This window comes from Chryseobacterium sp. MIQD13 (assembly GCF_050496705.1).
Classification (GTDB): Bacteria; Bacteroidota; Bacteroidia; order Flavobacteriales; family Weeksellaceae; genus Chryseobacterium.
This window is the reverse complement of sequence record NZ_JBNWAF010000002.1, coordinates 485,243-502,342: the sequence shown is the minus strand read 5'-3', so window position 1 is coordinate 502,342 and position 17,100 is coordinate 485,243. Positions and strand designations below refer to the sequence as shown.

The following is a 17,100-nucleotide window of genomic DNA, read 5'->3' as shown; positions in this document are numbered from 1 at the left end:
TTACTATAAAAAGTAAACATCTGAATTGGAAAAGAGAATTCATTACGACCTCTTTTTCAAATTATAAAAGAAAATTCAAAATAAATTATCTTTTACTTTTAAAAAATTCTTTGACAATAGTTGAACATTCATTTTCCATTACTCCTGTTACGATTTCTGTTTTTGGGTGTAAGGAAAGATGTTTGTTGATAAATCCTCTTTGCTCATCTCTGGCACCAATTACGACTTTGGAAATCTGAGCCCATGATAAAGCTCCGGAACACATCACACAAGGTTCCACGGTTACATACAGCACGCAATTGATTAAATATTTACCTCCAAGGAAATTGGCAGCAGCAGTGATGGCCTGCATTTCTGCATGGGCTGTTACATCATTCAATGTTTCCGTAAGATTGTGGGCTCTTGCGATAATACGGTTATTCGAAACCACTACACATCCAATAGGGACCTCATCTTTTTCCAGAGCGGCTTCTGCTTCCTGCAGGGCCATTTTCATATAATATTCGTCGGTAAACATTAATCTTCAATAGTTAGGGTTAAAGGAAGCCTGAGGTGGTACCTTACCGGATCTCCTTTGAAAATAGCCGGAGAAAATTTCTCCGAAACAGAATATAATGCAATTTCAGCCTGTCTGTTGAAAGTAAAATTATCCCCCTGGGCATGTACATTACTAATGCTTCCATCTTTTTCAACAATAAAAGTAACATTTGTTTTTACGGTCTTTGTTTCGGTGTAGACTCCTCCTGTATAAAAAAGATGGGCAACTTCTTCTCTTAAAGTATTAAATCCACCAGGGTAATCAGCAGATTTTTCAAACACAACTGCTTTTTCCGGATTATTTTTCGATATGCCTTTTGGGGTCTTTAAGAATTGAAGATCTTCCAGATTTCTTACTTTCAACAAAGCTCCTATCATAGCCACATTTTCAATACTGTCCATCTTTTTCATGAAAAGAATAAAATCCAGTTTTATATTCGCTTTTTTGAAAGAATCCGGTTCTGCATCAAATTTCTTCTTGAATTCTGTATTCAGCATGTTCCTGTGCTGGTTGTAGTAATTTTTCACCTGCCTGAACTCTTCCTTTTGCTGTGAAAAACAAAAAGAGAAAGTAAGTGAAAATAGGCAAAAGAATAAGGCTTTCAAAACAGTATATTTATGTAAATATAAATAAAAAATATGAGCTTTTTATCCTTTGATATCAGCTTTCAAAATAGCGGTTCAGAGACTCCTGAAGATGGGTTCTGATATCGTCAACTAAACATTTAGGTTCTAAAACCGTGACTTCCTTTCCATAAGAAAGAATTTCCTGCATGAAGTCATAGGTAGGGTGGAGGAAAAACTCAAAATAAATTTCCTCAGGTGTTTCTTTAGTTTCTTTCTGAGACTGGTGAAGCGGGAAGCTTCTGATGTACTCACCCTGGTGTCTGCTGCATTTCATCGTGATCTTTTGAGGGTTTTGCTCAGCCAGATTCATAACACCGAAGGCATTTTTAAAATGTTCCCTGAAATTGTAGTTATATTTTTCACGGAACTTGTTTTTGCTTACATCCAGATAATTGACCCTGTCCAAACCGAACGATTTCAAGAGTTTGTCTTTGGTATCTATGGCGATCAGGTACCATCTGTCTTTGGATTCTTTTAAAGCCAGAGGATGCACCTTCCGGGAGGTCATGATTTTGTTTTTATAGTTGTAATGTTCAAAACTAACGACTCTCTTATTACGGATGGCAAAGAAAAGATCATAAAAATGTTCTATTCCGGTAGGTTTTCTGCTTTCAAAAAAGATGAAATCTGAAAAATCAGGATGAAGGTTCAAAGCATTGCTGACCTGAAAAGATTCCAGAAGTTTCTGGTTGTACTCATCCACTTCCATAATGGGACGACTCTCAATATAATACCTGTTATCTCCCTTTTTCTTGTTGTGAATAGAAAGATTAAAAAGATCGGAAATCTCACGAATATCCCTTTGTAATGTACGGATAGAATAACTCTTGATCCCCGCATCCTGGAATTCGAAAGAGTTTAAAAGATAGTCCTCCAGCTGGGAATAGGTAGCCGGAGAACTTTCTAATCTTTTGATAATTAAAGCATACCTTGTCAGATAAAAATCTTTTTTCATTTGCCTGTATTTTATGCAGCTCTTTGCTGCGTTTCATGGTAAAATTTTATAAGACAAATATATATGCTTAATGCGACAAAACGTGTCGTGTTTTATTTTTTTGAAAGGATATTTTTTACTCGTGTCAAGGGCTGTATAGGAATTTTTCTATTTTTTCTTTTTGGGGGGAGCTTTTGGAGCGGTATTAAGCTTTTCGACATCCTGATAATTTTTCAGGTCATCTCTCATAATTTTTATTTGATTATACAGAAAACGGATTCTGGTTGTTGAATAATCCATAAGGTTTTGAGTTTTGTACTGCTCAAACATCAGGTAATTATCATGTACCTGTTTAATAACGATTTTCAGATATTCATAATTTTGTTTTAACAGTATGATATAGTCTTTTTTAAGAAAGTATCCTTTTGCATTTAAAGTATAATATCCGGGAATGCTTTTTAAATTTGTTTCTTCCTTAGCCTTTTTATTTTCGTTAATAGTAATCGGAATATCTTTCATAATTTTATTACAAAGCGCAATATATTCAGCTTTTGTATACTGAGGGGTCACTTTATATGAGTCGGGAAAGTTTTTATATCTTAAAATAACATCATCACGTAATTTTTTAGTATCATCATACCGTTTTTGCTCAGACTTGATGAAGTTGTCAATAGCTGTTACTATTGTTTTTTTCTCAGCGGTTAAACCTTCTTGAATAAAGAAATCACTTTTTGAATTTTCAGTGTCTTTTATTGATTTCAGGATACCGGGAATATATTTGCTATCACTTTCCGGCAAGCCATTTCCTATTATCCGTGCTCTGTCGGTTTCATAGCTTTCTTTTTCATCAGTCAGATAGAATAAATGGGGCAAGCCAAGCATATGGCCTATTTCATGAGCATAAGTACTTTGATGTTCAAGATTGGTTGAATATACAAAAAGCTTGTAATGATTAAGTGGAGATGTCCTGCTGTATGCCCCTGCCTTTCCAGAAGATGGATATTCACTTAATATGATAATACCTCCGTTATAATCCAGTTTCTTTACCTTAAGTTTTTCCAGATATTCTTTATAGACTATATTGTCTAAGGCATTACTCTTATCAGGTCCTCCCAGATCCTTTTGATTTTCTGCAAGAATATCATCAGTTCCTTTTTTCCCAAAATATTTTTTATTTGTCCAGTCTGTTTTATCGAATGCGTAATAATAATCATCAATGCTAGCTGTTGCAAGACTGTCAAACATAGCTTGGTTGTCAATTTCCACTTCATACCCGGCCTGGTTTAAAGAATTATTATTGAGATATTTCACAATATCTGCTTTTACAAACTTCTGGAAAACATCTTTTGCTTTTGTAGCTGGTGAATTATCTGATGATACCAATGCAATAACTCTGAATTTTATTTTTTGGATTTTATTTTCCAGCATCTTAAATCCTCCAACAGTAAATGGAACTGATCCCGGGCTTTCCTGGAGAATATTGTATTCTTTTTCGGGTCCTTCTTTAAGACATTTTATTTTTAGGGTAAGAACTTCTTTGTCAGCAGTTAAATTTTTTTCAGTTTTATTTCCATTTTTGGTTCCGTTAAGAATTTCGAAATCATAAAATTCATCTCCAATAATACTTATAGCCTCTGATGTAATAGGGGCAGTAGTTGTCAGATTTATTTCCAAAGAAAGCTCAATGCTTTGATTAGGTTTAACCAGAATCCAGGGGATATCAACTTTTTTACCGGATTCTATAATTTTATAATTCTCTTTTATGGCATCTTTTACTCCTGAAGGATCTGTGCCAGCTTCAACAATGTTTCCAAGATCCCTAGGGTTATTTATATTTGCAGGTTTTTTGTAGAAATATTTTAATTCCGAGAAACTTATATCCTGTATTTTTTGTATATCCCCGGTTGATGGATCTACATCAATCCAATCAAAACCAAATTCACTATTATAAGGACTTTTAACTCTTACTTTAACGTAATAATTAGCACTGGTAATAAATGCTTTTTTCTTATTGGTTTTGTAAACATCGATATCAGCAATACCAATATCAGCAGGATATCTTATATCTATATTTTTCATGTTAAAATTTTGTATTTGGTTAGAAAAACGGCGGCAGAAATTCCGCCGCCGTTAATGAAAATTATTTGTTGATAATATTGGTTGGTAAGGTTGTTGGTTCTGTACCAGCCTCAAGCGTTGCTTTATCCATTAATTTGAAAGCGCTTTCTGTTTCCAGCTCCCTTGGGTTCTCACAGTTTTTAGGATCATCTTCCTTGAAGATCGGAAGTGCATTTTCTACTTCCAGACCTACAGATTGGGCCTGCAGGATTGTTAAAGTAGTAGGAATTCTTGTGATCCAGTATTTTCCCTGAGGCTCACCGGAAGGTTGTCTCAGTTCATCTACGATAGACATGTATAAAGGGTCTCCGATAACAGGAACTTCACCTCCGTTCCAGATTTTTCCGGTACTCATAAAGAATTGTACAGCATCTTCAAAACCAGGCTTCACAGTCACAATTACTCTGGCCATACCAGCCTGAAGGAAGTTTCTGAACAACGGATCTACACTTTGTGTAAGATACATTTCCTGCCATCTTTTTCTGTCTGCCCAATAGTACGGGTAGAAGGTATAATCCATGATACTCCATTCAAATGCCTGTTCCATGAATTTTGCCAAAGCTGTGTATTGTTCAAGGTTTTCGCTTAGAATTACTTTAAAATCACTCATCTGGCTTCCGGAAGTAAAGGATTGTCCAAGCGTAGTCAGATAATCCTGAAGCAGATACGCAATACAATTGTGTTTTAAAATCACTGCTTCCATTTCACGATAGAAGTTGCCCAGTTTCTCTTTATTTGCTTCTTCTTCTGTTTTTGCTTTTTCTTCCAGTTCTTTCTGTTTTTCCATAAAGATGGCATAAGCGTCTTCATAAGCTTTAATAATTGCTGTAAAGTTTTCCTGGATCCAGGATTTTATATATGCCTGGGAAAGTGTACAGGTAATTTCAAACGCAATATTTACAGAATCAATATTGGAACATTTGTAAACAAAATCATAAGATCCTGTTACGTTCTGAGGAGTGAAATAGGCAGTAGCATCAATTGAAGGGCCACCGTTTGAGAAAGGAACCATTCCTCCGGCAAAGTTGCTGGTGTATAAAGTACTCGTTCCTTTTCTGTCTCTTTCGAAGCCATAGAACATTTTTACGCTGCTTGCTTCGTAATTGACAGGGATATCAATAGTTCTGTGCCTGTATTCTTCGTTACCGTCTACTTTTTCCCATTGTTTTCCAAGAATAAGGTTGATAGGGGATTTTGCAAGTTCGGTAAGTTTTACATTATAGATATTCGCCCAATATTCAATCTGATCTTTGGTAGCTACCTGGGCGCTGGCCATATTCCACGGTTTTTCTGCCTTTCTTGGGTCAATAGGAGCCGTCAGTGTATCTGTTCTGGATACTGCTGTAGCAAGGGTGTGGAGTCTTGCAGGTTCCGGAATCATAAATTCAAACATGGTACGTTTACCATAGTTGTAAATCTGATTTTTCATTTTCTTATCTACCCATCTGTATACTCCGGTGATGTGCTGCGGAGTTTCCTGACTGGCCTGACCTCTGTTGTCAAACTCGTGAACGTTGGTTTCCGTAAATTCTTTAATAATCTTCTGGACACGCTCTTTATTGATCTTGGTAAGAACACGTTCCATAGCACGTTCGGTGATCTCCTGAGATTTAGTTACCGCCTGTTTTGTGCTGTCGTGCTGGGAAGTATTGTTGGCATAGCTGCCTCCGATCTCAAATTTGTATACTTTGGTGTCGTAAGTGAATTTAGTGCTGGCAGTGATATTCTGTTCTCTTTCCAGTTCCTTCGCAACCTCACTCTGCATTTCGTTTCTTTCAGTTTTGGTAGTATCTGAGATTTTTTCTGTTTCAACAGATTCTGATGTAGTGTCTATAACTTCAGAATAATCCCTGGCTACAGAAGATTTATGACGAAGTTCACTGGCCATTACGTTTTCAATATTGGAGACTTCTCCCGGAACGTAAGCATGAACACTCTGCTCCACTTTAAGATAATCTGCAATACCTAATCTTTTAACACCGAAATGTTTTGGTATAAATGTTCCCGGCTGAGGATTTTCTCCTCCGGAACCTGGATTTTCTGTTTCATCCTTGGTATCTTCTACATACAGAACATCAGTATATGCACTGTTTGGTTCTATGCCGGAAAGATCTAATGAAGCCTCTTTACCGTTGTTGAAATAGATCTTAATCTTAACATTACGGATGTACTTGCTGAATTTGCCTACCATTACGGAAGCCAGCGTTACTTTGTTGTCTGCCGGTTCAATATTGGTAAAGCTTTCTTCAAAGTTTCCTACATCTGAAATAATGGAGAGTTTAGCGGAGGCCATACCCCAGGCCGAACTTTCTGCCTGATAGTAGAATGTAAGATAGGCCGCACTTCCTGAGTAAATGCTTCCCTGTGGGGTCGCTTTTAAATAGTATGATCTTGGTGTTACTTTGGAGGCATACTGAGTGAAAGAATCTGCTACCGGAACTAGAATTCCTCCCAGGCTTGCAAATTTCTGTTCCTGAACCGGAGTCTTTTGGAATAATGCCTGGGTTCTTGCGGAATGCTCTTCTTCAATTTTTTCAAATACTTCAGGATAAGTGTCATATTCATCGGTGATGGATACAACAGCTTCTCCCAGCTGAAGCTGTCTGTCGGAAACGACATCGATTTTAGTGAAATCGAACCCGTCTTCAGGTTTTACGCCACTGCTTAATGTAGTAAAGTTGTCAACGAAGATTTTCAGTGAGTCCAATGAAAGCAGGGCTTTAAAATCTCCAAAATTGATTTCATCCTTATAGACGAAGACAAAAGGTGGAATGTTGGGTTCTTCAAGACCGGCATATAAAGCATTGATTTCCGCCTCTGTCATTCCTTCAGTAATTTGTGATTCAATTTCTTTCAGACGCTCTCTGTATCTGTCAAGTTCAGGTCCATTAGCGGCAAGATATTCTTTATAAGCAGCATCATAAGCTTTACTTCTTGCTTTCTGATAGATTTTCTGAACTTTTTCAAGCTCAGTTTTAAGCGTATTTAAACTATCTTTTTCAAAGTTAAGATTTGTCAGTTCAAGAATCTTTTCTCCTTCAGCCTTAAGCTGTTCTTTTGCAGGAACAGAAAGAGATGAAGTTTTGGTATTGATAGCATCTTCTCCTCCTATGGTAGATTTTGCTACAGTGAACGGTTGTCCGGTAAAGGTTCCTGAACTTTGACCTTCATACCCGTCTCCGAAAAATTTCATAGGAAGAACTACTCTGGCTTCAAGGGCTTTGGCTTTTAAATCATCACCGTTGATTTTTGTTAGTTCAGGAGTTACGGGAAGATCGCAGACATATCCGAAATGCAGTGCTTTGAGAATATGAACCAATGCTTCTTTTACATAGAAGTTTTTCTGTGTAACGGTCTGATATATCAGATTGTCCCATACCTGCCCCATTTTATCCTGAATGGCAATAGTGTTATAAAGATTTTTGGCTGTATTTTCATCAGCGGCAGAGATTGTTTCGTTTTTGGCGATTTTTCTTCCGATCTTAAGGGCTTCAGAAAGAGAACCTTCTTCGATCTGAAGTTCAGTATCATATCCGGCTGTGTTGAAAGACTTTGCAGCCCGTTCCAATGCCTGGAATTTCATTAATGCCGTATCACCGGGATTTACTGCTGTATCAAATGCGCTTGCCATATCGGCAGGCCTCTGAATGAAACCAAGGTTCTGTTTTTTAGTTTCAGTCAATTGTGGGTTTCTTAAACTTACGAATCTGAAAAGAGTTTGTGATGCGTTGTTTTTGTTGTTTGTTGCCATTTTAATATTTTGTTTTGATGATTTATTTTTTTGTGTATTCAAGAGTCAGGGTAAATGAATTAATGAGTGAATAGTCATAATCAGATGTACCTGAAAGTTCAATGATAGCCTTGTCTTTTTCTACGGTGATAAATGCCTTTGTTCGCCATTGGTTACCTGCAAATGCAACATCCAGAGCATACCATTCTGTAAACATCTGATTGGAGACAATGGTTTCAACATCAGGGAAATCGGGTATGAGATCTATCTCACCGGTTCTCGGAATCTGGTCTAAAAACAGCGTTTTTTTATAAACAGGCTTACCGTTGATCCAGGTGCCGCCGGTCTCCTCTTCTTTAGTTGTATAAGAATGTTGTCGGTCCGCATATACTTTCTGAATATAATCCAGGCCTTCCAGATTCTTTGAATAATCATACATTCCTGTAAGTCCTCTTGGTTTTGTGGAGGAAGTGGAGGAAAAATGTTTGATGGTGACAGGAGAATCAGGATCAGAATCTATGATGATTCCTTTTTCACGATCATAGGTCATAAACGAGCCTCTTTCCCGCTCAAGAGTCAGTTTTGAACTTCCGCTTGCCATATTGATTCCATCATTGGTAACTTCAATTCTTGCCATTTCCATATGCATATCGGAGTTTGTGGAAGTAAGGGTCATTGATTCAGGATGGAACCCTATTTCACTTTTTACTCCTGTATCCGGATTGTTTCTGTACAACAGGGTGCTTTCTTCGGGCAGAGCGGTCATGAATTCTAAGCTTCCTGAGACAGGGGCATTGGGCTTGGTTCCGGATAAAGGAATACCTTCAGAAGGCAGCTGGTCCGTCCAACCGAAAGTACCGTCAGGTTTTGCTACGATATTTCTGGTGAAAGTAGTGTCGGCCTGCGGTAATCTTAAAACCTGAAGGCTTGTGTCAAATCTGAGCCACCTGTCCGCAAAGTTTCCTTCAATAAAATGGGTATTATACCATCTGTTGGCTTTAGCCAGATAATTGTTGATAATGAATCTGTTACTGTTGTTCCCGATTAATTCTAAATTAGAACCGATGATAACATTATTCTCACCCCATATCCCGTTAGAATGTCCTGAAGTACCACCTCCAATAACGATATTGGAAGACCAAAGACCACTTCCTCCGCGTCCCCAGAATTGTCCTGCCTGATATCCAAGGAAAGTATTGTTGTTTCCTGCAATGAAAGATCCTGTCCATTTTCCCAGAAAAGCATTGCCGGATCCTGTTTTAATACCATATCCTGAAGCAACCCCTACTAGGGTATTTTCGTTTCCTGTTGTCAGCCCGTAACCGGATTCAGTTCCCATAAGGGTATTTGTACCTCCCGTTGTTAAATCCTGTCCGCTGAAATGGCCCGTTGCAGTATTATACTGGCCTGTTGTGATATTGGGTAAGGAATTATAACCGAAAGAAGTATTGTAAATTCCTGTATGGGCAGGGTTCATATTTCCGAAGAAAAATGAGTAGGTTGCTGAATTGGCCCCCAATGCTGAATGTCTGCTTCCTTCCGTAGTATTTTGTACATTTTCAGGAATAAAAGAGATAAACCTCGGGGCATAATTACCATTTGAAACAATGCTGTTCAGGTCCTGGCTTTCTGAAGACAGCATCTGGGCATATGAACTTCCGCTCCATCTGTACTGCTTGTTGTTATCCGTAGTGATATATATTTTTCCGGGCTCACCTGTTGAAGGAAGCTCTGTCTGAGATGCGAATTCCAGAACATCATCTACATAACTCGGCAGTTGGGATGCAGGAACCTGTCCGTTGACAAGGTCTGCCTTTTTGGAAAAATCGTAGTCTAATTTATCTGACGGGATTTTTTCGTCTTTGTGCCAGTAAGAATCCTGCCACTCCCAGAACTGTTCCTGGTTGGGAATGTCTCCGTTCTCAAAAAATTGTTTTAGTTCTTGTTTTGTTTTCATTTCATTTAAATTTTGTTTTAACCTAACAGATATCCTCCGCTTACTTCCACATTTGGATCAAAGGAAGACTGATAATATCCTGTCATTTCGCTTAAAGAGACAGTCGATAAATTATTGTTCATAAAGGCATGTTGATTAATATAATAAACACTTCCGGGAATGGTTACAGAGGTTAACTTGTTGTTTTTGAATGCACTATCGCCAATTTCTGTAACATGTTCGGGGATTTCTACAGAAGTGATAAGATTATCTGCAAAAACAGATTCCCTGATCACTTTAATATTTTCCGGAATTCTTAAGGAATCCAGCTGGTTATTTTGAAATGCATAAGGCTGGATGCTTGTCACACTATTGGGGATCTCTACTGATCTTAACCGGTTATTCTGAAAAGCAGAATAGTCGATATTGTATACACTTTCCGGAATTTTTATATAATCCAGAAGATTATCTGCAAAAGCAAAACGGGCGATGTTTGTAATTTTTTCAGGAATATCTACAGATGTCAATTGATTATTCCGGAAGGCGCTGTCTTCGATATTCGTTACTTTTTCAGGGATGTTTACCCAGGTCAGAAGGTTATCTGCAAAAACAGCTTCGTTAATTATTGTAATACCGCCGGGGATACTTACAGATTCCAGTTTATTGCTTTGAAATGCATAGGCTCCGATAGCTGTTACATTTTCAGGGATTTCTATTGAAACCAACTGATTATTTTGAAATGCATAACTGCCAATATCAGTAGTGTTTTGGGGAATATTTATTGAACCCAATTGATTATTTTGAAAAATTGATGATTCAATCCGGGTAATATCATCAGGAATATTTGCAGAGGTAAGTTGATTGTTTCTGAATGCTCCTGCTCCGATGCTTGTAATATTCTTTGGAATTTCTATTGAGGTCAGCTTATTATCGTTGAAGGTCCATGGTTTAATCTCTTTCATGCTTTCGGAGATATTTAACGAACTGATTCTATTGCCTTGAAACGCACTATCTCCAATATCAGTAATATTGTTTGAGATAGTTAAAGATTTCAGCATGTTGTGTAAAAAAGCCCCTGTTCCGATACTTTCTACACTCTCAGGAATGAATACTTCCGCTATGGACATGTTGGAAGCAAAATTATCGGGAATACGTAAAGTACCGGGTTTGATAAATATCTTTTTTTCTAAATAAGATTCTAAAGAGGCCGTACCTTCATCATTTACATCTGCATAAATATAATTGGGATTCGGTAAGCCATCTTCTAAACCGGCAATCTTATTTATATCGATTTTTTCATTTTTGTGCCAGTAAGAGTCCTGCCAGCTCCAAAAATGTTCTTGTGTAGGCTGATCTCCATTCTCGAAGTAGAGCCTTAGTTCTTCTTTTGTTTTCATAATAAAACTGTGTGATTTTGTTTTTTTGGTTAATTAATGGGTATGTTTGAAGAGGCTGTTTGGAATAGCTCTTCAGGCTAGCCTTTTTTAGTGGTTACAGGCTATATTTCCACTTTACAGATTATTTTTCCATGGTTTTTAAAGATTTTTAGACATAGTTCTGGCTGTCCAGCATTTTGTGAATGATGAATTCAAAGGGTTTTGAATGATTAATTGGGAGTGTCGGGTGTCTTGATTTGGTGTTTCAAAGGTAATTCAAGACAGCGCCAGAACTTGTCGTGTTAAAATTTATTTAGTATATATTTTCTTCAGGAATACAGTCTTCGAAATCTTCCCTGAAAAAATTTTCAATGTCATCGAGATAATTCTCGTAGTCCATTTCTAGATGTTCGATATCGCTCCATTCAATAGTATAGAGATCCTCATCGAAAAGTATATCTGGATTGTGATTAGGTGTTTCCATGTTTCGTGTTTTAAAGTTGAGGTTATGATTTGAACATATTTCTGGCTGTCCAGCATTAATAAATGTTGAATTCAAAGGCTTTTTTAAATTTTAAGGATTATAATTTTTGTGTCTTTGTTTATACTCCAAAAGTAGGAGTGGAGGACGACAAAACTTGACGTATTTTAAAAACTTTTTATCAATTTCAAATATTAGTTTTTAAGCTTATATTAAGTTTTTATAAGGTAAAAAGCTTATATTTTATTTTTGATCAGTTTCTGCACTATCTGATTCAGAGTTTCCCTGTTATCATCAATGTAGCTCAGTCCTGCCTGGATAAGGTTTTCAATGTTTGATCTTTTTACATTGTCCATAGAAGGAGATGCATTTTTTAATGAAGGATTCAGTCGGTAATAATTTTTCTGATTTCTCAGTCCTAAAGTCTGAAACATCTGACAGAGCTGATAATCCACAGTTTCCGCATTCGCAGACATTAATATATCAATGATAGGATTTACCCAGCCTATTTTTCCTGACTTTTGAAGCTTTCTGAAAGAATAGGGCTTGGATTCAATACCTGTTCCTATAGAAACGATAATCATATCATTTACCCCCGGATGATTCGCTTTCTGATGGTTCTTCAATACTTCTGCAAAAGGAATTTTTCTGGCTTCCGCATAAGCACATAAAGCAGGATTATTAGCGAACATACCGCCGTCAATCAGGCTGAAGATCTGTCCGTACATCGATTTGATCTGCACCGGACTAAAATAAGTGGGAGCAGCTGATGTAGCTCTGCAGATATCTTTTACATAAAAATTATCCGTGCTCAGATTGGCTTCCCAGGAATTAAAAAGCTTTGCTCTCCTGTTTTCAATGTCATAACTGGTTATTAAACATGGTTTTATAAATTCTTTAAGTTCTAAAGTTCCAAAAAAGTCATTCAAATTTTTTTCAAGAGCTTCCTGAGAGATTTTTTCATTAAGCAGGCCAAACGGATTGACCAGCTTTTCCCAAAAAGAAACCTGAAAGATGTCGCCTCCCTTTTCAGCGTATAATTCCAATCCTTTCTGGATAGAATATTTCGCTTTCCGGTGTTCATCGGGACATAGAATAATAGAAGCGATCAGTCCTCCTGTACTGCTTCCAGCAACCAGATCAAAATAATCTCCGAGTTTTGCCCCCGGATTGTCATGATACTGAAGCTGCTCTTCTATGTAGCGGAGAATAATGCAGGTGATAATACCCCTTATTCCGCCCCCGTCCAAAGAAAGAATGGTTGTCTTTTTCATGTGATGTTTGTTGGTTTTAAAAGAAAAAACTAAGGTCCTGAGACAACTGAAACCAACTTTCTGCCTTTAAAAACAGATGCTGGTTTCAGTGTTGAGATCTCAGTTAACTAACATTTTCTTATAAAACAAAGGTAGGCCGGGGAAGCGACAGAACTTGTCGTATTATAATTATTTTCAAATAAAAGAGAATTAAAATAGAATATAATTTTGCTTGTCTCTTGGCAGCTTTGAAAGTGTTCTCCAGCTCGTTTTTACCAGTCCTTTTTTGGTCATGATATTCTTTTTTTCAAAGTGGGGAAGGTCCTTAAATGTTTTCCAGTTTCCGCCCCAGTCCCAGCCATGTTTTGCGAAAATTTTTACACATTCGTACCAGTCGGCTACCTTGTCATTGTCCCAGTCTTTTACTGTATCCCAGCTTGCGACTTTTCCGTCGATCATCAGACAGATATCAACAGCAAGTCCGTAATTGTGGATGCTCTGACCGGCTTTGGCATTCGTTACTTTTTTTCCGGAAGTAATCCTTCCGATGGCATACAGCTTTTCCTGCTCTTCAAAAGACCTGAGTCCTTGTGTGACTCTTACTTTAGCTCTTCCGGTAAGGGCTTCATCACACTCTTTTATGATTTGTTTTACTTCATCTCTTACAGAAGGGTGAAGTTTTTCTATTCTTTCTGACGTTACTTTATCCATGATTCATTATTATTTATTTTATGAAACAAAAGTATAGGCTGAGGACGACGGAACTTGACGTATTTAATTAAAAATAGGTTTCTGATATAAAATTTTCATTTAACCTGATGATTAATAATAGGATATCATTTCAAATATACGACTAGTTAACATAATAATTGAAAATTGTATGAATCATTAAAATTAAGTTCAAATACGATCAGAAAAATTCATACAAGAAAAGCAGATTGAATGTATATTTGTAAAAAACAGCTCATAAAACATTAAAAATTTAATGAAGCTGCAATAAAAAACACAATATTTCAATGCACAGTAACTTACCTTTTTTCCTGGCAATGATAGCTGCTATCGTTTTGCTGAATATGTGGGCGACCAAACTGAAGATCGCCTATCCCATTTTATTGGTTGTTTTCGGTCTGCTGGTGAGTTTTATACCCGGGCTTCCCGTTGTAAAAGTAGATCCGGACCTTATTTTCTTTATATTTTTACCGCCTTTACTCTTTGAAGCATCCTGGGCAATTTCCTTTAAAGAAATGAGAAGGTGGTGGCGGATTATTGGCAGTTTTGCATTTTTGGTCGTGTTTTTCACAGCTCTTTCTGTTGCTGTGGCAGCCAATTATTTTATTCCCGGGTTTACAATTGCCCTTGGTTTTCTGTTAGGAGGAATTGTTTCCCCGCCTGATGCCGTAAGTACCGGAGCCATTATGAAATTTGTAAAAATTCCCAAAACCACTTCCGCGATTCTGGAAGGAGAAAGTTTACTGAATGATGCTTCCTCGCTTATTATTTTCCGTTTTGCACTTATTGCAGTGGGTACCGGACAGTTCGTGTGGCAGGAAGCTTCCCTGAGCTTTTTATGGATGGTCATCGGAGGGGCCGGGATTGGATTGCTTCTCGGCTGGATCTTCGTTCAGGTACACAAACGGCTGCCTACAGATGCGGCTTCAGATATTGCATTAACGTTTATAGAACCTTATCTTATGTACTGGATCGCGGAACAGCTTCACAGTTCCGGTGTACTGGCTGTAGTATCAGGAGGCTTGTATATGTCTACAAGACGTTTGATATTTTTAAACAGCGCCAGCAGAATAAAAGGATACAGCGTCTGGGAGAGTGTTGTATTTGTATTGAACGGTATTGTTTTCTTACTCATAGGTCTTGAACTTCCCGAAATTGTAGGAGGACTTCGTTCCGAGGGAATTCCTTTAGGTACTGCCGTTAAATATGGAATTATCGTAACAGTAGTTCTCATTCTGGCCAGAATCATAAGTTCTTATGCTGCAATGCTGGCTACACTTATTTTCAGACCAAGTGTGGCTCCGAGAGCATCTACCAGAAAAAGGACTCTTCTGATGCCGCTTTTCCTTGGATGGACAGGAATGCGGGGTGTAGTATCACTGGCTGCAGCTTTGGCTATTCCTATTACTCTTGAAAACGGAATACCTTTTCCTAACAGAAACCTAATATTATTTATCACTTTTGTTGTTATCCTGCTTACTTTATTGGTTCAGGGGCTTACATTACCTTATTTTATAAACAAAGTACATGCATTTCAGGATTTTATGAATGAAGAAGAGGAAGAGCAGACCAGACAGAAAATAAAGCGTGAGCTGAGACAGCATATCTATCATTTTCTGAAATCAAAACATGAAAATGAATTACAGGGACATACGGGAATAGAAAGGATGCTGAAACACTGGGAAGAAAAAAACAAAGCTAATGATGAAGGCTGGATGAATGAAAAAAACAAAGTTATTTTCGTTGAAATGCTCGAAAGTCAGAGGCAATACCTTTCAGAGCTGAATAAAGATGTATCCATTAATGAAGAGGTGATCCGCCAGCATTTATATCAGATTGATTTGGAGGAAGAGCGTTTAAAGATGATATAAGATCAGTAATTCGGGCGTATAAGTTACAGCGCTAATGCGACAAAACATGACGTGTTTGAAATAAATTAACTGTATCATATTCAGTGTGTTAAATATGGTGTTAATTTTAAAGTAAAAGAGAATAATTATTTTTTTAAATGTAATTTTGCATTAAAATTATCATCATTCTGTCATGTATGCTTTAGTAGACTGCAACAACTTTTTTGTTTCCTGCGAGAGAACTCTGGATCCGTCTCTTGAAGGGAAACCTGTTGTGGTACTCTCTAATAATGATGGCTGTGTTGTGTCCAGAAGCAAAGAAGCAAAAGATCTGGGTATTCCTATGGCTGCTCCTGCATTCAAGTATAAAGATCTTTTCAAACAGCATGATGTAAAAAGTTTTTCTGCGAAATTTGAGCTCTATAATTATAAAAGCCAGCAGGTTATCAATATCTCAAAGTCATATGTTGTGGATTATGAAGTTTACAGTATTGACGAGTTGTTCTTGGATCTTTCGGGTTTTAAATATGTAGATATTCATGATTACTGCCTCAAGATTAAAGACGACATCAAAAATCAGGAAAATATTCCCGTAAGCATAGGAATTGCTCCTACCAAAACACTGTGTAAAGTCGCCAACAGGATCGTGAAAGAATTCCCGGATCAATTTGATGGGATCTACATACTTAACACTCCTGAAAAAATTGAAAAAGCCCTGAAATGGCTCAACATAGGTGATGTCTGGGGGATAGGACGCAGACTTGCCGTTAAAATGTACGAAAGTGGGGTTTATAAAGCCTGGGACCTTCTTCAGAAACCGGAAATGTGGGTTCGGAAAATAATGGGAATTCATGGAGTGAGAATGATTAACGAGCTGAAAGGGATCCGCCAGCTGGAACTGGATGCCCCATCTCCCAAAAAATCCATTGCTGTCACCAGAAGCTTCATGGAAATGCTGACAAAAAAAGAAGAAGTCCGGGAACGGGTGGAAACCTTTGGAATGTATTGTTCCGAAAGACTGCGTAAGCAAAATACCTGCTGCAGGATGGTTACTGTTTTTGTTCAGACCAACCGTTTCAGAAAAGACCTTCCTGAATATAGAAATGCAATAACCCAGATTCTTCCTAATCCCACCAATTCCTCCATTTTAATAGGAAGGGTAGTGAACGAACTCTTTGAGACTATTTACCGGGACGGATTTCATTATAAAAAAGCAGGAGTGATCGTCAATGATTTCGTTCCCGAAAATGAAAGGCTTATCAGTCTTTTTGAAGAAGATACCCAAAACCAGCATCTCCCGGTAATGAAAGCTATGGATGCCATGAATAAAAAATTTGGTAAAGACAAAGTACGCCTTGGAAGTATGAGTGGAGAAAATACATTCGGGCGGGCTCAGCTCTCTCCGGAATACGAAGCCTTCTTAAAAAATAATACACTCCCTGAAGCCAATTTCAGATTTCATTAATGTTTAAAACTTTCTGATAAATGTGTTTTTTGATTTAAAAAATGCAGGATCTATCAAGATTTCT

Annotated in this window: 12 protein-coding genes; 2 read left to right on the top strand and 10 right to left on the bottom strand. The window is 37.5% G+C overall.

Annotated elements, in window-relative coordinates; all coding sequences use genetic code 11:
* Nucleotides 1–85: 85 nt before the first annotated feature.
* The 10 genes from ACQWU4_RS09295 to ACQWU4_RS09250 form a co-directional block, all read right to left on the bottom strand.
* Nucleotides 86–517 (bottom strand): nucleoside deaminase, encoded by a 432-nt coding sequence (locus tag ACQWU4_RS09295; protein ID WP_429935490.1) that lies wholly within the window; start codon nt 515–517, stop codon nt 86–88.
* Complete coding sequence (locus tag ACQWU4_RS09290; RefSeq protein WP_429935489.1) at nt 517–1,065, bottom strand: energy transducer TonB; 549 nt, start codon at nt 1,063–1,065, stop codon at nt 517–519. The genes ACQWU4_RS09295 and ACQWU4_RS09290 overlap by 1 nt, the downstream gene beginning before the upstream one ends.
* 133 nt (nt 1,066–1,198) lie before the next feature.
* Nucleotides 1,199–2,119 carry a helix-turn-helix transcriptional regulator gene (locus ACQWU4_RS09285; protein ID WP_429935488.1) on the bottom strand — a complete coding sequence of 307 codons (921 nt, stop codon included), beginning with the start codon at nt 2,117–2,119 and terminating at the stop codon, nt 1,199–1,201.
* A 147-nt stretch (nt 2,120–2,266) separates the two neighbouring features.
* On the bottom strand, nt 2,267–4,177 hold the full coding sequence (locus ACQWU4_RS09280) for a hypothetical protein (protein WP_429935487.1): 1,911 nt from the start codon (nt 4,175–4,177) through the stop codon (nt 2,267–2,269).
* 61 nt (nt 4,178–4,238) lie between these two features.
* Nucleotides 4,239–7,967: a hypothetical protein gene (locus ACQWU4_RS09275; RefSeq protein ID WP_429935486.1), complete on the bottom strand. Its 3,729-nt coding sequence runs from the start codon at nt 7,965–7,967 to the stop codon at nt 4,239–4,241.
* 22 nt (nt 7,968–7,989) lie between these two features.
* The gene (locus tag ACQWU4_RS09270; RefSeq protein ID WP_429935485.1) at nt 7,990–9,903 is read right to left on the bottom strand and encodes a hypothetical protein; all 1,914 of its coding nucleotides are present in this window, start codon (nt 9,901–9,903) and stop codon (nt 7,990–7,992) included.
* Between the two features lie 17 nt (nt 9,904–9,920).
* Nucleotides 9,921–11,279: a leucine-rich repeat protein gene (locus ACQWU4_RS09265; RefSeq protein ID WP_429935484.1), complete on the bottom strand. Its 1,359-nt coding sequence runs from the start codon at nt 11,277–11,279 to the stop codon at nt 9,921–9,923.
* Between the two features lie 292 nt (nt 11,280–11,571).
* Entirely contained in the window at nt 11,572–11,742 is a 171-nt protein-coding gene (locus ACQWU4_RS09260) for a hypothetical protein (RefSeq protein ID WP_429935483.1), read from the bottom strand.
* 233 nt (nt 11,743–11,975) lie between these two features.
* A complete protein-coding gene (locus tag ACQWU4_RS09255; RefSeq protein WP_429935482.1) occupies nt 11,976–13,013 on the bottom strand; it encodes a patatin-like phospholipase family protein in 1,038 nt (345 codons plus the stop codon).
* A 189-nt stretch (nt 13,014–13,202) separates the two neighbouring features.
* Nucleotides 13,203–13,703 (bottom strand): M15 family metallopeptidase, encoded by a 501-nt coding sequence (locus ACQWU4_RS09250; protein ID WP_429935481.1) that lies wholly within the window; start codon nt 13,701–13,703, stop codon nt 13,203–13,205.
* A gap of 305 nt (nt 13,704–14,008) precedes the next feature.
* Between ACQWU4_RS09250 and ACQWU4_RS09245 the strand changes: the two genes are divergently transcribed.
* Together ACQWU4_RS09245 and ACQWU4_RS09240 are read left to right on the top strand one after the other, a co-directional pair.
* A complete protein-coding gene (locus ACQWU4_RS09245; protein WP_429935480.1) occupies nt 14,009–15,592 on the top strand; it encodes a Na+/H+ antiporter in 1,584 nt (527 codons plus the stop codon).
* 172 nt (nt 15,593–15,764) lie between these two features.
* Nucleotides 15,765–17,036, top strand: coding sequence for a DUF4113 domain-containing protein (locus tag ACQWU4_RS09240; protein WP_429935479.1), 1,272 nt, complete (start codon nt 15,765–15,767; stop codon nt 17,034–17,036).
* Nucleotides 17,037–17,100: the final 64 nt, after the last annotated feature.

What these genes read in the sequence shown, in the direction of transcription:
- ACQWU4_RS09295 (WP_429935490.1), bottom strand. Translation starts at nt 517, where the DNA reads ATGTTTACCGACGAATATTATATGAAAATGGCCCTGCAGGAAGCAGAA.
- ACQWU4_RS09285 (WP_429935488.1), bottom strand. Translation starts at nt 2,119, where the DNA reads ATGAAAAAAGATTTTTATCTGACAAGGTATGCTTTAATTATCAAAAGA.
- ACQWU4_RS09280 (WP_429935487.1), bottom strand. Translation starts at nt 4,177, where the DNA reads ATGAAAAATATAGATATAAGATATCCTGCTGATATTGGTATTGCTGAT.
- ACQWU4_RS09275 (WP_429935486.1), bottom strand. Translation starts at nt 7,967, where the DNA reads ATGGCAACAAACAACAAAAACAACGCATCACAAACTCTTTTCAGATTC.
- ACQWU4_RS09270 (WP_429935485.1), bottom strand. Translation starts at nt 9,903, where the DNA reads ATGAAAACAAAACAAGAACTAAAACAATTTTTTGAGAACGGAGACATT.
- ACQWU4_RS09265 (WP_429935484.1), bottom strand. Translation starts at nt 11,279, where the DNA reads ATGAAAACAAAAGAAGAACTAAGGCTCTACTTCGAGAATGGAGATCAG.
- ACQWU4_RS09260 (WP_429935483.1), bottom strand. Translation starts at nt 11,742, where the DNA reads ATGGAAACACCTAATCACAATCCAGATATACTTTTCGATGAGGATCTC.
- ACQWU4_RS09255 (WP_429935482.1), bottom strand. Translation starts at nt 13,013, where the DNA reads ATGAAAAAGACAACCATTCTTTCTTTGGACGGGGGCGGAATAAGGGGT.
- ACQWU4_RS09250 (WP_429935481.1), bottom strand. Translation starts at nt 13,703, where the DNA reads ATGGATAAAGTAACGTCAGAAAGAATAGAAAAACTTCACCCTTCTGTA.
- ACQWU4_RS09245 (WP_429935480.1), top strand. Translation starts at nt 14,009, where the DNA reads ATGCACAGTAACTTACCTTTTTTCCTGGCAATGATAGCTGCTATCGTT.
- ACQWU4_RS09240 (WP_429935479.1), top strand. Translation starts at nt 15,765, where the DNA reads ATGTATGCTTTAGTAGACTGCAACAACTTTTTTGTTTCCTGCGAGAGA.